14 protein-coding genes and 1 tRNA gene are annotated in these 13,596 nt (G+C 38.0%); 8 read left to right on the top strand and 7 right to left on the bottom strand.

The genetic code is table 11. The annotated features are described in order from the left end of the window. Positions 1–7: 7 nt before the first annotated feature. Both BUB03_RS19425 and rbfA read right to left on the bottom strand, forming a co-directional pair. Positions 8–1,213 carry an ABC transporter permease gene (locus BUB03_RS19425; RefSeq protein ID WP_073066274.1) on the bottom strand — a complete coding sequence of 402 codons (1,206 nt, stop codon included), beginning with the start codon at positions 1,211–1,213 and terminating at the stop codon, positions 8–10. A gap of 3 nt (positions 1,214–1,216) precedes the next feature. Beyond that, entirely contained in the window at positions 1,217–1,576 is a 360-nt protein-coding gene (gene rbfA / locus BUB03_RS19430) for a 30S ribosome-binding factor RbfA (protein WP_040996922.1), read from the bottom strand. Positions 1,577–1,670: 94 nt separating this feature from the next. On the opposite strand from rbfA, the gene mce reads away from it, so the two are divergent. Together mce and BUB03_RS19440 are read left to right on the top strand one after the other, a co-directional pair. Next, positions 1,671–2,069, top strand: a complete 399-nt coding sequence (gene mce / locus BUB03_RS19435; protein ID WP_073066277.1) for a methylmalonyl-CoA epimerase — start codon at positions 1,671–1,673, stop codon at positions 2,067–2,069. 62 nt (positions 2,070–2,131) lie between these two features. Next, positions 2,132–2,205: transfer RNA gene (locus BUB03_RS19440), tRNA-Ile, on the top strand. Between the two features lie 48 nt (positions 2,206–2,253). Here the strand turns inward: BUB03_RS19440 and BUB03_RS19445 are convergent. Then, on the bottom strand, positions 2,254–3,831 hold the full coding sequence (locus BUB03_RS19445; RefSeq protein ID WP_073066280.1) for a Na+/H+ antiporter: 1,578 nt from the start codon (positions 3,829–3,831) through the stop codon (positions 2,254–2,256). Between the two features lie 235 nt (positions 3,832–4,066). Between BUB03_RS19445 and map the strand changes: the two genes are divergently transcribed. Next, positions 4,067–4,831 carry a type I methionyl aminopeptidase gene (map, locus tag BUB03_RS19450; protein ID WP_073066283.1) on the top strand — a complete coding sequence of 255 codons (765 nt, stop codon included), beginning with the start codon at positions 4,067–4,069 and terminating at the stop codon, positions 4,829–4,831. A 72-nt stretch (positions 4,832–4,903) separates the two neighbouring features. Here map and BUB03_RS19455 read toward each other — a convergent pair whose 3' ends face one another. Both BUB03_RS19455 and BUB03_RS19460 read right to left on the bottom strand, forming a co-directional pair. Continuing rightward, a complete protein-coding gene (locus BUB03_RS19455; protein ID WP_040996914.1) occupies positions 4,904–5,110 on the bottom strand; it encodes a bacteriocin-like protein in 207 nt (68 codons plus the stop codon). A 196-nt stretch (positions 5,111–5,306) separates the two neighbouring features. Beyond that, positions 5,307–7,448 (bottom strand): TonB-dependent receptor domain-containing protein, encoded by a 2,142-nt coding sequence (locus BUB03_RS19460; RefSeq protein WP_073066286.1) that lies wholly within the window; start codon positions 7,446–7,448, stop codon positions 5,307–5,309. Between the two features lie 302 nt (positions 7,449–7,750). Between BUB03_RS19460 and BUB03_RS19465 the strand changes: the two genes are divergently transcribed. Then, positions 7,751–8,797, top strand: coding sequence for an MBL fold metallo-hydrolase (locus tag BUB03_RS19465; RefSeq protein ID WP_073066288.1), 1,047 nt, complete (start codon positions 7,751–7,753; stop codon positions 8,795–8,797). 160 nt (positions 8,798–8,957) lie between these two features. Here the strand turns inward: BUB03_RS19465 and BUB03_RS22155 are convergent, their stop codons facing one another. Then, on the bottom strand, positions 8,958–9,809 hold the full coding sequence (locus BUB03_RS22155; protein WP_073066291.1) for a DUF4822 domain-containing protein: 852 nt from the start codon (positions 9,807–9,809) through the stop codon (positions 8,958–8,960). A 178-nt stretch (positions 9,810–9,987) separates the two neighbouring features. Here BUB03_RS22155 and BUB03_RS19475 point away from each other — a divergent pair, with 178 nt between their 5' ends. The 4 genes from BUB03_RS19475 to BUB03_RS19490 all read left to right on the top strand — a co-directional run bounded on the left by BUB03_RS19475 (position 9,988) and on the right by BUB03_RS19490 (position 12,583). Continuing rightward, on the top strand, positions 9,988–10,716 hold the full coding sequence (locus tag BUB03_RS19475; RefSeq protein WP_073066293.1) for a DUF434 domain-containing protein: 729 nt from the start codon (positions 9,988–9,990) through the stop codon (positions 10,714–10,716). Further along, positions 10,703–11,353, top strand: coding sequence for a hypothetical protein (locus BUB03_RS19480; RefSeq protein WP_073066296.1), 651 nt, complete (start codon positions 10,703–10,705; stop codon positions 11,351–11,353). Before BUB03_RS19475 ends, BUB03_RS19480 begins: the two co-directional genes overlap by 14 nt. 127 nt (positions 11,354–11,480) lie before the next feature. Beyond that, positions 11,481–11,801 (top strand): hypothetical protein, encoded by a 321-nt coding sequence (locus BUB03_RS19485; RefSeq protein ID WP_073066298.1) that lies wholly within the window; start codon positions 11,481–11,483, stop codon positions 11,799–11,801. Continuing rightward, entirely contained in the window at positions 11,798–12,583 is a 786-nt protein-coding gene (locus tag BUB03_RS19490; protein WP_073066301.1) for a TatD family hydrolase, read from the top strand. Before BUB03_RS19485 ends, BUB03_RS19490 begins: the two co-directional genes overlap by 4 nt. Positions 12,584–12,704: 121 nt before the next feature. Here the strand turns inward: BUB03_RS19490 and deoD are convergent, their stop codons facing one another. Beyond that, on the bottom strand, positions 12,705–13,415 hold the full coding sequence (gene deoD / locus BUB03_RS19495) for a purine-nucleoside phosphorylase (protein WP_040996904.1): 711 nt from the start codon (positions 13,413–13,415) through the stop codon (positions 12,705–12,707). Positions 13,416–13,596 lie beyond the last annotated feature (181 nt).

The raw sequence follows: 13,596 nt of genomic DNA on the forward strand, positions 1-13,596 counted from the left end.
CGTCATATTAACTTTTGGTAATATAATCTTTGCTGATTTTGGAAAAGAACCATGAAATAATAATTCCGAACAGGGAAGCCGTGAATGCTACGATAAGATAATTTTTCCCGACAATTTTTACAGGAAAAGGAAGTATTTCATTAGCTCTGAAGAATTCCGTATAAAGCTGGAAATAGCAGAGCAGCGTTCCTAGAATTAATCCGGAGATAACTCCCGAGATTACGATAAGAAGTCCGGTATAAAAATAGGTCATTCTTAAATGGCTGATCGGAAAACCTAGTGAAATAAGAGACCTTGACTGTTCTTTTTTATCAAGCTGAAGAATAATAATGGCTCCGGCCAGATTAAAGGTTGTAATAAAAATCACCAATGCAAAAATCAGGTAAATGAACATTTTTTCTGTATTGATCATCTTCCAGAAAGCTGCATTTTCTTCTTCCTTGGTTTTTATTTCGATATTTTTGCCCAGTGAGGCAAGGAGGCTCTGCTTTACAGCATCAGCATTCTCCGGATTTTTTAATTTAATTACAATCTGATAGGCTGATTTCTTGGGAAGGTTCAGTAATTCTTCTGTAAGTTCTATCGGAGCAATGATGTAACTGTCAAGCTGTTCTTTTCCGGGAAAAACACCTGTTACCAGAAAATCTCTTTTATTGTAGATGTCCTCTTCCTTATTAATGATCCCCGTTCCCGGCTTAGGCATAAAAACAGTTGCATAATTTCCTGAGGAATCTATAGGAATCGAAAGTCTGTTGTGAAGATTGGTTTCCATCAGCACTTCATTGGAGTACTTGAAACTTGGATAAGTGCCGTAGAATACATCTTTATCAATAGGATTCACTTTCGTGTAAGCGGAATCAACACCTCTTAAATAAGCAATATCGCCTTTATCTTTATAATTAACATAGACTTTTTCCTCAATGACACGGGAAAAACTGCTGATTGCTTTGTCGTTCTTTAAAACAGACGCAACCTTATCCATGTCTTTCACAGTTTTGCCTGATGTACTTTTCAGGGTGAGGTCTGCGTGAAGATTGGAAATAAGATCTTTATTCAGGATTTCAAGGCCCGAGAATACTGATATAATAACAAACATTGCAGTTACAGCAACCATCATTGCACCTACCGAAAGCCAGGTAATAAAGGTCACAGCAGTACTCCCTTTTTTAGCCAAAAGGTATCTGGATGCTATATAAAATGCAATATTCTTCAAGATTTATAAAACAGGATTATCGCCTTCGCCTCTTAATTCTCTTTCCAATTTTTCGACATCATCAAGAGCAGTGTCAAGATAAAAGTTAAGCTGCGGAATAATACGTACCTGTTTGGCCATTTTCTGACCGATAAAATTTCTGTACTGAGGTTTGTTTTCTTCAATTTCTTTCATCACCGCGGAACGGAATTCCTGCGGGAAAATACTTAAATAAATTTTAGCAATACCCAGATCTGCCGTTACTTTTACATCTGAAACGGATACCAATATACTCTGCTTGCTTTCTGAAGACTGTTTGCGGAAAAGCTCTGCGAAGTCTTCCTGGATAATCTGTGCTACTTTTCTTTGTCTGTTACTTTCCATAAGTTATGCAAATTTAGTACTTTTGTTTGAATTGATACCTTTGAAATTCAGCTCCGGTATCAAATTTACGATTTAATTATATTTATTAGTATTTATGAAGCTAGAACATATCGGTATTGCGGTAAAATCTTTAGGAGTTTCTGATGAGCTTTTCGCCAAATTATTAGGAAAAGAATCCTATAAAAAAGAAAGTGTGGAAAGGGAAGGAGTAACAACCTCTTTTTATGGAACGGGAGAAAGTAAAATTGAACTGCTGGAAGCCAGTAATCCCGAAAGTCCGATCTCAAAATTCATCGATAAAAAAGGGGAAGGCATCCATCATTTGGCGTTCGGGGTAGAAAATATCCTTGAAGAGATCGAAAGATTAAAAAAAGAAGGATTCCAGTTTATCTCCGAGGAACCGAAAGAAGGTGCTGATAACAAATTAGTTGTCTTTCTGCACCCAAAATCCACAAATGGAGTGCTGGTAGAACTTTGTCAAGAAAAGCAATAAAAAGTTTTGTAGTGAAAGAAATTTTGCTATTTTTGCAATCACAAAATTTAACCAAGTTTTGAGGTCCTATAGCTCAGTTGGTTAGAGCACCTGACTCATAATCAGGTGGTCCCTGGTTCGAGCCCAGGTGGGACCACAACAAAAACCGCAATACTTTATTGGTATTGCGGTTTTTATTTATGTTCTAACTTTTCATATTCAATCTTTCCTCCTGAAGATCAAGTAAGCGAAGATGTTTTCTGATGATTTCTTCATCTAATAAAAGCTCTTCGCGGTTTTTATTGATAAGCCAGATTCTTTGAGTTTCGAGAATGTCAATATAAATATTCCGGTATTCTGTGAAATTAATAATGATTTCGGAACTGCTCAACTGTTTCTCATATTTCTCTAATTGATCTTTCAATGCAGGGAAGCTTTCTATTTTGTGAGCATAATCTTTACGGATTTTATCCACTGCCACCTGAGCAAGGCTGTTTTGAATGTCATAATCGATTTCTTTTTCACTTCTCACAAAATCCCGGTCTATGGGTGGGAATTTTTTCAATAAAAACGGAAGAGTAAGTCCCTGAACAAGCAATGTTAAAAGAATTACGAGAAATGTGATGAAAAGAATCAGGTTTCTTTGTGGGAAAGGAGTTCCGTCATCTAAAGTTAAGGGAATTGAAAGTGCCGCAGCCAGAGAGACTACGCCTCTCATTCCTGTCCAGCCAATGATCATAGGGGTTTTCCAGCCGGGAGATTGTGCATCTGCAACTGTGATGAAATTTCTCATAATTAAGGTCGTAACCACCGCTGCATAGCCTGCGAAAATTCTTACAATAATCAAAACTGCGGTAACCGCAACTCCATAACCTATTGCGGTGTAAATATCGGTATCGCCTAAACCGGAAACAATCTCGGGAAGGTCTAAGCCGATGAGCATAAAAACAATCCCGTTGAGTAAAAAGCACAGACTCTCCCAAACCGTTACAGTACGTATTCTGGAGGCACTGCTCAAAAAATCGTGACTGCGATAAGAAAGGAATAAGCCACCACTTACTACGGCCAGAATACCGGAAGCGTGAAGCTGTTCTGCTGCCAGATACATCGAAAAAGGGGCAATAAAAGTAAGTAAAATGTCAGTGTTTGAATCGGTAGGTAAAATTTTGTGCATTTTCAGGAAAATATACGCGATTAGAAGTCCGATTCCTACGCCTCCAACACACATCCATACAAAACTTCCGGCTGCTTCATGCCATACAAACTGTCCGGTTGCTGCAGCAATCATCGCAAAGCGGAAAATGATTAAAGAAGATGCATCGTTCAGTAAGCTTTCACCTTCGAGAATAGAAGCTAGCCTCTTAGGTACTTTTACAAATTTTAAAATCGCTCCGGCACTTACTGCATCAGGTGGAGAAACAATTCCGCCCAATAAGAAACCTAACGCTAAAGAAAATCCCGGGATAAAATAATTGGCAAAAATAGCGACCGATAACGCAGTGAAAAACACAACAACAAAAGCAAAACTGAAAATAATCCTGCGCCATCGCCAAAGTTCTTTCCATGAAGTTGACCAGGCGGCTTCATATAATAAAGGTGGTAGAAAAATGATAAATATTAATTCAGGTTCTATTTTTATGGGTGGTACTCCAGGAATAAAACTTATTAAAAGACCTGCCAGCACAAGCAAAACAGGATAGGCCACCTGAATTTTTTTAGCCAGCATAATAAGCATGGTGATGAGAAGAACTAAAAAAAGATAGAATTCGAAATTTTCTAACATGTGCAATTTTTCAGATAAATATATATTAAATTTTTAAAAAAGATTGACGCTTATTAAAATTAAACAGGCTCTAAATGTTGATATAGGATATATATAAAATTTTACCTTCAACAACTCATGGATTGGGAATAATAGCAGATATGTCTACAATAAAAGAAACTGAAATTCTTAACTTTGTAATTTTCAGGGAAAATATCATTGAAATATTTTACAATTACCATCAAAAAGAAATAAAATGTCAATAACAAATGAACAGGAATTAGCGGGAATGCAAAAAGTAAGTGAGGCTGTTGCCTATACTTTAAAAGAGATGATCAATTATGCTCAGCCTGGTATGACGACAAAAGAAATTGATGAATATGGCGCTAAGATCCTTTCCGGTTTCGGGGCAAAATCAGCACCTTATTTAACGTATGGTTTCCCGGGATGGACCTGTATAAGTGTAGACAATGAATTTTGTCATGGTATTCCGACTGATGAACGGGTTTTAAAAGAAGGCGATCTTATTAATATTGATGTTTCAGCGGAACTCAACGGCTATTGGTCAGATAACGGAGGCTCTTTCATCATTGGAGAAGATATTCATTCCCATCAAAAGCTTGTAGATGCTTCCAAAGAGATTTTACAGAAAGCAATTAACAATATTAAAGGAGGTGTAAGAATAGCTGATATCGGATTTCTTATGGAAACTGAAGCTAAAAAGAGAGGTTTTAAGGTCATTAAAAACCTTGGAGGACACGGAATCGGAAGAAGCCTTCATGAACAGCCGGATGAATTGATGAATTACAGAAACCGTTTCGATTCCAGACGGTTCAAGAAAAATTCCGTAGTGGCAATCGAAACATTTATCTCAACCTCTTCAAACCTTGCCGTAGAGCTTAATGACGGATGGACGATGGTAGGCAATAAAGGCGGCTATATGGCACAGCACGAACATACCATTGTAGTGACTGATGGGAAACCGATCATTTTAACTGAAATGAATGAGATCCTGAACTAAAATTCAGACGCGTATAAAACGATAAAAAGCCACTTACAGTACTGTGAGTGGCTTTTTAATGGTAATTAATTCTTACAAAGGAAGCTTATAATCACATTTGGGATCATTGCCGATTTCAACTCCAGGAATAACTTCACCGCCAGGGCAATACTGATTGCATGCATTCCATACTTTGGTGCTGTTGATGTAACAAAAACAATTACATGGATGAACCGGAATTGGTCCTGCTCCCTGAATTTCCCTTAAATTTTGTCTTCCGATTTTCTTTAGATTTTTCATAATGAATATTTTTAATTGGTTTAGTGAAGTTAATAAAAAATATAAATTCAATTTTAATATTTTTTCATATAAGTGATTAAAAATCATATACTAAAATGAAAATTTGCTATACTGTCAGGAAATCATTTAGATATATCAATATAAAAACAAACCACCTGCATCAATGCAGGTGGCCTATTATGTATGAGTAATTCCGTTACTTTCCGCCGCCTCCGCTTTTCTCCACGTCTGTTTTGGTATTTCCTTTTACCTTTTGGTTTCCGAAACGTTTTACGAATGAAAGCGAAAATCCGTACCAGTCGGATTTCAAAGCTGACCTGAAAGTTCCGTCCGGGCTGTAAGTAGTGGTATCAAAATTGGGTCTGCTGAAAATATTCATCAGCTGCAGGCTTACCTCCATCTGTGTTTTAGGGAATATCTTCGTGGCAGAGATATTATGGAAAATATTGGTTCTGTTGGCCAATGAGTTTCCATTGTTCTGATTAGAGACTTCCACCCATGCGCTCAGGTTAATATTTTTGTTGAAAAGATTCGTATACGAGAGATTGGCTGAAGCTCCCATATAACTGATGTAATCTCTGCTGTCAAGTTTATTCACTTCGTTGAAGTCATGGTTATCGATATAGTACCACCCAACTCCAACGTTTACATTCAGCTTGTTTTTCAGGAAAGTCTGATTGGTGTTGGCAAAAAGATAATACTTCTGCACTTTCCCGTTAAGATTGTCCGGCAGGGTAACCGTCCGGCCGTCTTCCTCTGCAAAGGTGGTCCAGTAATCCTTATCCGTATACATGTACCTTGCAGAAAGGAAATACTTCTTCATGAATCCGAATTTCATATAAAGCCGGTGGCTTGGGTTAGGCTCCAGATCCATATTTCCGCGCGAGAATGTTCCATCATTGGTAGGCACCAGGAACGGATTGAATTCCGAATACCACGGCCGCCAAAGATTACGGTTATACGTTAAACTCAGATCATATTTATCCGAAAAAGAATATTTCAGCAATAAATTCGGGAGTAGAGTACCGTAAGAATCCTTTCTTTCCGTTCCGGCCACATCCTGTCTCATTTTATAATCAATGTGCTCATAGCGTACCCCGATTCTTGTTTCCAGTTTTTCGAAGAACGTTTTACTGAAGTTGACATACAGGGAATTGATATTATCCTCATAATGAAAGACATCATTGGGACGGAGATTATCTGCATTATTCCCTGATAAGCTGTTGGGAATTACATTATTGTTAAAATCCATTTTCCCGCCTACTTCAAAACTGCCTCCTTTTCCCAAAGGTTGGGTATAATCTACTTTCAGGTAATAATTCCGGGTTTGTTCATGAGAGTTGATACCAAGCCTGTTGATGGCTGACGAAGTATCATAGGTCTTTAAAAACTCATTCGTATTCTTCTGAGAATTGTAGTTGGTTCCCAGATTCACATCCAGAATCTTGTTTTTTTCCTTATCGTAATATTTATAAAAAATATTGGTCCCAAGCGTGCGGTAACGTCCTGTTACATCCTGATTTTGGTGGTAAGCATCAAACAGGGAGTCATTTTTTGTTCTGATGAGGTCTGCATCAGAAGTTGATGAGTTTCTACTCTGATAATATTCAAGAATAAGGCCTATATTATTTTTATCATTCAGTTCATATTCAGAAGTGGAGGATAGGGAAGGACTCTGGCCCCTGCCTAAGGTTTCATTGCTGATCCTGGTAACATCATTATCCTTATATAAGCTGTTGACACTGGTATTTTTTTGAAAGTAAGTATTGTCGCTGTAACTGCCGATTAAAGTCTGTGTAAAATTTTTCTTGTGATAATTAAGGTTGAGATTGGTATACTGCGAATTTTTGGTATTCTGCCTGTTGTTAAAGGTTACACTGCCTTTCATTCCTTCGTCGTCTCTTTTTTTAAGCACGATATTGATGACCGATCCGGCGGTTTCGTAGCGTGATGAAGGGCTTGTGATCACTTCAATTTTCAGCAGGTTATCTGCAGGAATCGTTTTCAGGTATTCCTTTAATTCCTTGCCTGTAAAAACAGATTTTCTGTCATTGATATAAACCGTTACCGATTCCCCTTCCGCTTTTACAGCATCATTATTATCAATGCTTACCAAAGGGGTCATTCTGAGGACGTCCCAGGTTGTATTTCCCGCAAGAATTGAGCTGTTGGATACATTAAACACTGTTCTGTCAGCTTTCGATTCCACGGTAGGTTTTCTTGCCGTTAAGGTAACTCCTTCAATTTGATTTTCTTTCTGCTTGATGGTATCATTTTTTGCCTGTGCAAATAAAAAAGAACCTATTAATAAAGCGGCCGAAGATATAATTATTTTCATTCAAAGTGATATTTCACCAATAAGACATTTATTGCTGAAAGTTTGTTACATCAAACTAAGAAAATTAGTAAAAAATTAACAAATAGCGGGTTTTGTGATAAAATGATACAGCCTATAAAGTCGGTTCAAAATCTTTTTAGTAAGTTGTTGTTTATTCTAAAGTTCTTCAGACGTCAGGAAAATGATGATAATCTAAAGTAAAAATCCTCTTTATTCGTTTATGCTATAAATAAGAAATCTATTCATATATTTATTATTCTGATTCTCTAAAAAATAAAGATTCAGAACAAAAAAACAGCAGAATGAATTTTAAAAAACAAATGGGGCAGTTTCCCAATGAAAAGAGAAAAACCTATTTCAGCACACTGTCCAACTATACCAACGGGAAATTTCAGAATATACTTCCCACACCAGCACTCCTGGAAGGAGAAAGCATGACCAAATTACTATTCCAGACCTTACGCAGAACAGAAAATGTAAGCCCCAAATTACCTGTCCCGTTCGTAATAACTGACCTGAAGAATCTTAAACCTGACGAAAATGTACTGGTATGGTTTGGGCACAGCTCCTATTTTATCCAGATTGATGGCCAAAAATTCCTGATAGATCCTGTATTTAGCGGGAATGCATCCCCAATGCCCGGTTCTATAAAAGCCTTTGCCGGATCGGACCACTATAAGCCGGAGGATATGCCGGAAATCGATTTTCTTCTTATCTCACATGATCATTGGGATCATCTCGATTATTCAACCGTTCAGACACTGAAAGATAAAGTAGGTAAAGTTATTTGCGGTTTGGGAACCGGGCAGCATTTTGAATACTGGGGTTGGGAGACAGAAAGAATTATTGAAAAAAACTGGTGGGAAAGTGTCGGTTTAGCAGATGGTTTTACCATTACACTTACACCGGCAAGACATTTTTCCGGACGACTTCTGAACCGGAATATTTCACTCTGGACATCTTTTGTATTGCAGACGCCGTCTAAAAAGTTGTTTCTTGGCGGCGACAGCGGTTACGGGAACCATTTTGCAGAAATAGGGAATAAGTACGGCCCTTTCGACCTTGCCATAATGGAATGCGGGCAGTACAACGAAAAATGGCCATACATCCACAGTCTTCCTGAGCAGATTATCAAGGAAGTTCAGGAACTGAAGGCTGAAAATTTCATTCCTGTTCATAATTCAAAATTCAAACTCGCTCAACATCCATGGTTCGAACCTTTGGAGCTGGTTTCAAAATACGCGGAAGAAAACAGTATACCCGTTACACTTCCAATGATAGGGGAAAAAGCAGATCTCGATCAACTAGGAAAAGTAACCTGGAAAAAATGGTGGCAGGAATTGATGTAATGATTGAATGCACCTCCTTAATCCATTAATTTCTTCTTTGATTCCTTACAATATACACTCAAGAAATAGAACTTTGTGTGAAAAGCTAAGCACTATTCAAGTTAAAATCCGGCCCAAATCTGAGCCGGATTTACCATTCATCATCAACTAAATTAAAAAATTATGGTTCCTGATGAGCCACTTTCGTATGGATGATATCGTAATAAACAGAAGGATTTCCTGCATCGGGAATAATTCTGTAAGTAAATTCAGAACTATTCAAAGTAAGAATATCAACAACCCGCGTAAAAAGTACATTTCCATTGGCATCCAGAGCAGTGATTGTTCTTTTCTTTCCATCCGGAGAGATGGACCATGTTCCCTGTGACCTCAGGACGTTATTCAGTCCGTAAATCGTAAAAGTTCCGTTCGCTTTAAAATAAGAATATCCTACAAAGCCTGCTACACTTGCATCAGTCAAAGCTACCGGATTTCCGTTTTTATCTTTAGCTCCGGTGGTTTCCCATGGAGTGGAAGCCAGGATAAGCTGTCCGTTCGCCGGTTCTGCATGAGCCGTTTTTGTATGGATAATATCATAATAAACGGAAGGATCATTTGGATTGGTGTGGATTCTGTAGGTGAATTCATTTCCGTTAAGGACAAGAATGTCTACTACACGGCTGAAAATCGAAGTGCCGTCAGGATTAAGCGCTGTAATGGTTCTTGTTTTTCCTTCAGCATCCACAGCCCATGTTCCACGGGATCTCAAAGCGTCATTGAGATTATAGATTGCAAAACTTCCGTCAGCTTTGAAGTATGCGAAGCCAACGAAACCTGCTACACTTGCATCCGTAAGAGCTACAGGATTTCCGTTTTTATCTTTAGCCCCGGTCGTTTCCCACGGAGTGGAAGAAAGGATCTGTGAAGGAGTGGGTTGTTCCGGAACAATATCATCGTTATCAGAGCATGATACAAAAGCTGATAGCATCAATACAGCAGTGATCAGGTAATAGAATTTTTTCAGTGTATTCATAATTGATATTTTTATTCTCTGCAAACATATTCCTTATGAAAATCAAAACGTTGTACAGAATATCTCTTTTGTTGTAAAATGTATAACTCTCCATTTGATATATAAATTAATTGACAGAGAATAAACCATAAATAACGAATCAGGATAATTATTTCCGCTTAAAAAACTATTTTTGAATATGAATAACAGAAACCGTGGAAAAAATACCGGAGATGATGTGCTGTTTGGCTCTGAAAAACAATTGAGCAGACTGAAAATGGCAGCAAAGGACATGCTGTATTTATTGACGCGGGATTATCCTGAGAAAGCTTCTTCAGAACTGGTAGGAAACAGGTATAAACTGAAGACCCGTCAGATCCAGGCTCTACGTGGAGCTTCTGCATCGGAGAAACAAATAAAGGATAGAAAACTCAGACAGCTGGAAGCGGCAGAACTGGAAGGCAAAATTCTTTATATCGATGGTTTTAATGTGCTTATCCTGATGGAAAGCCTGCTCTCAGGAGCTTATATTTTTGAGGGATCCGATGGATGTTTCCGCGATCTTTCAGGCGTTCACGGAACCTATAAAAGGGTCAACCAGACTTTAAGAGCAGTGGAACTTGTGGCAGTTTTTTTCAAAAAAATCAAAATACAGAAATTGATATGGATCTTTGATAAGCCGGTTTCCAACAGCGGAAGAATTAAAGAAATTATTCTTGATTTTGCCCACGAAAATAACCTGAACTGGGAAGCCGGACTGGAATACAATCCGGATAAGTTCTTGGCAGAAAACTCAGAAATAGCAATATCTTCAGATGCATGGATACTGGATCACTGTAAAATGTGGTTTAATCTCATAGGATACTTGGTTATAGAAGAAAAGCTACAGGTAAACCTTATAAAAATGTTTGAAAATGCAACTGTTTGAACCTTATATTCCCCTGATTTCAGATTCATGGAAGGAGAAATACCATGCCGTTCTTGCCGAAGAACATCTTCAGGCTATGGAAAATAATATCCTGAAATTTAAGAATGACCAGCTGGAATGGGGTTTTCCATATTTTAATGAAGAAATTAAAACAGACCGGACAGAAAGTTTCAGAAAATTCACCGGAATATTTCAAAGTAATAATCCTGATGAGGTAAAAGCAGTACAGCTGGAAAAAATCCCGTTTGAGCACTGGTTAAATGTTCTGGGCCAACGTCTCACTTCCGCCAGTATTCGTGATGAAAATGCCATTCCTCCTTTAAAGGAAACCCTTATTCAAACCTGCTGTCAGCCATTTAATGATGAAATAACCGTTTCGCAAAGAGCCTGGGAAAAGCATACCGGAAGAATGGATGATCAATTCTGGGGAGAGGTCAGGGGTAACAACCAGCAGAAACAGGAAAAAGTGATGGAAAAGATCTCTTACATTTTAGACAACAGAACCTGGTGGAATGTTTTTTATCACTACAAACATGAGCTTGTTTTTGAAGCCAGGGAAAAGGAAGGTCATGGTATCCGCTGGAGCCACGGAGGGAAAAAGCTGATAGGTTTCCTAGAAAAATTCATCAATGAGTAAAGTGAAATTTGCACTGCGTAAAAAGGTTGCGCATCGAAAAGCTAATTTTGCCTGAAAAAGCAGTTTAATCTGAAGAGCAAATTTTACTTATTAGCAGCAATAACTTATTTTCCTTTTAATAAAAAACATGAGAAATATTTACAATAAAGGCAACTTCAGAGCTGGCGAAGACGGAAAAATTTCCCAGGAATTAAGAAAGTATGGCAATAAGAAATGGCGGAGAACACAAAAAGCAGCTATAGAAGATCAGTTAAGTGAAACATTTAAATTCAAAAAAGCCAGAAAAAGCCGACATAAGATAATCTGGGTGAAAATAACGAAAGAATTTAACGGAAAAAAACAGTCTGATTATCGCGGGTTTTATTCTGAAAAAGAATTTGCAAACGTTTTGAAAGGCCCTAATATTCTAAGATATTTTTACATAAAAAACAAAAACAGAAACAAATGAATACATATATTGATATTGGCATTAATCTGACCAATAAACAGTTCTATAATGAACATGAAGAAATTATCAACCGTGCCCTGGATCATGGGGTAGAACAAATGATCCTCACGGGAACAAGCATACGCGGAAGCAAAGAATCTGCTGAAATTGCGGAAGACTATCCGGAGATTTTATTTTCTACAGCCGGAATCCATCCCCATGATGCGAAATCTTTTAACCAGCAAAGCATTTCTGAGCTCAGGAGCCTTCTGAAACTGGACCATGTGGTCTCGGTAGGAGAGTGCGGGTTGGATTTTGACAGGGATTTTTCTCCAAGGCCTGTTCAGGAAAAGTGCTACAGGGCTCAGCTGGAACTGGCTCTTGAGATTAGCAAGCCTCTTTTCCTCCATGAAAGATCGGCTTTTAAAAGATTTAATGAAATTACGGATGAATATCTTTCTGAACTGCCGGAAGCAGTTGTCCACTGCTTTACAGGAACACTGGATGAAGCGAAAGTCTATCTTGATAAAGGTTTCTATTTAGGATTTACCGGAGCAATAAGCGATGATAAAAGGTTTAAACATCTGGAAGATGTTGTCAGATACACGCCGCTTGACCGCATGATGATAGAAACCGATGCCCCTTTTATGCTTCCGAAAAATATGCCGAGAATGCAGAACCGCCGCAACGAACCGTCTTTTCTTCCTTATGTAGCCCAGACTATCGCTCAATGGAAGAAAATCAGCATTTCGGAAGTAGCGGAAGAAACCTCAGAAACCACCAGAAAATTTTTCAGATTATAAAAAAAGAGCTCTACAAATTTAGTAAAGCTCTTTTTTTAGCGAAACAGCAAAACAGGATATTACCTATCAGCTTCTTCGCTTTCTTTGCCTTTTCACCTTTCAGCCTTTTCGTCCTTCCCCTCTAAAGACTTTTCAACGCCGATTCCAAAGCCAGTTCCATCATTGGTTTAAGGGCTTTTTCTCTTTCATCAGCAGAGATTTTTTCGTGGGTAGGAATAATGTCGGTTACAGTAAGGATTGTAGCAGCATTTTTTCCTAAATATTGGGCATTCGCAAATAATCCGAAAGCTTCCATTTCTACTGCCGGGCAGTTATATTTTGTAGCAATGGCAGGAATATTCTGATCTTTTCTGTAGAAAATGTCACTGCTGTGGACGTTGATCGCTTTTGCAGCCAAAGATAGTTCCTGAGCAGTTTCATTAATTGTTCCGAAAATATTTCCCTGGTGAGGAAGGATTTCGTCTTCAATTTCCCACGCATATTTTGCATAAGTACTTTCACTGGCCGCATTTTCAATATTTAAAATATCAAAAAGCTTAAGATCTGTAGTATAAGCTCCGCAGGTCCCGATTCTGATGATGGTATCTACTTCATATTCCGTAAATAATTCAAAAGAATAGATCCCGATACTCGGAAAGCCCATTCCGCTGGCTCCTACAGTAATCTCTTTACCTTTGTAAAGGCCTGTATAATAAAAGATTCCTCTTGTTTTGCTTACCAGTTTAGCGTTTTCCAAATAATTTTCAGCAATATATTGTGCACGAAGCGGATCCCCCGGCTGCAATACTACTTTAGCAATTTCTCCTTTTTTTGCACTGATGTGAATACTCATAATGTTATTTTGAAGGAACAAAGATAACAACTTTTAGATTGAAATGTCCAGAATGTTCCTTGCGCAGATTCTTCTTCATGATGGGACACGGATCTGACCGGTTGGAATAAGAAAAATCTATAATCTGTTTAATCTGCAAAAAAATACAAATACTGTACTGTATTGCAAATACAGGATCAAA

The organism is Chryseobacterium oranimense (assembly GCF_900129755.1).
Lineage (GTDB): Bacteria > Bacteroidota > Bacteroidia > Flavobacteriales > Weeksellaceae > Chryseobacterium > Chryseobacterium oranimense.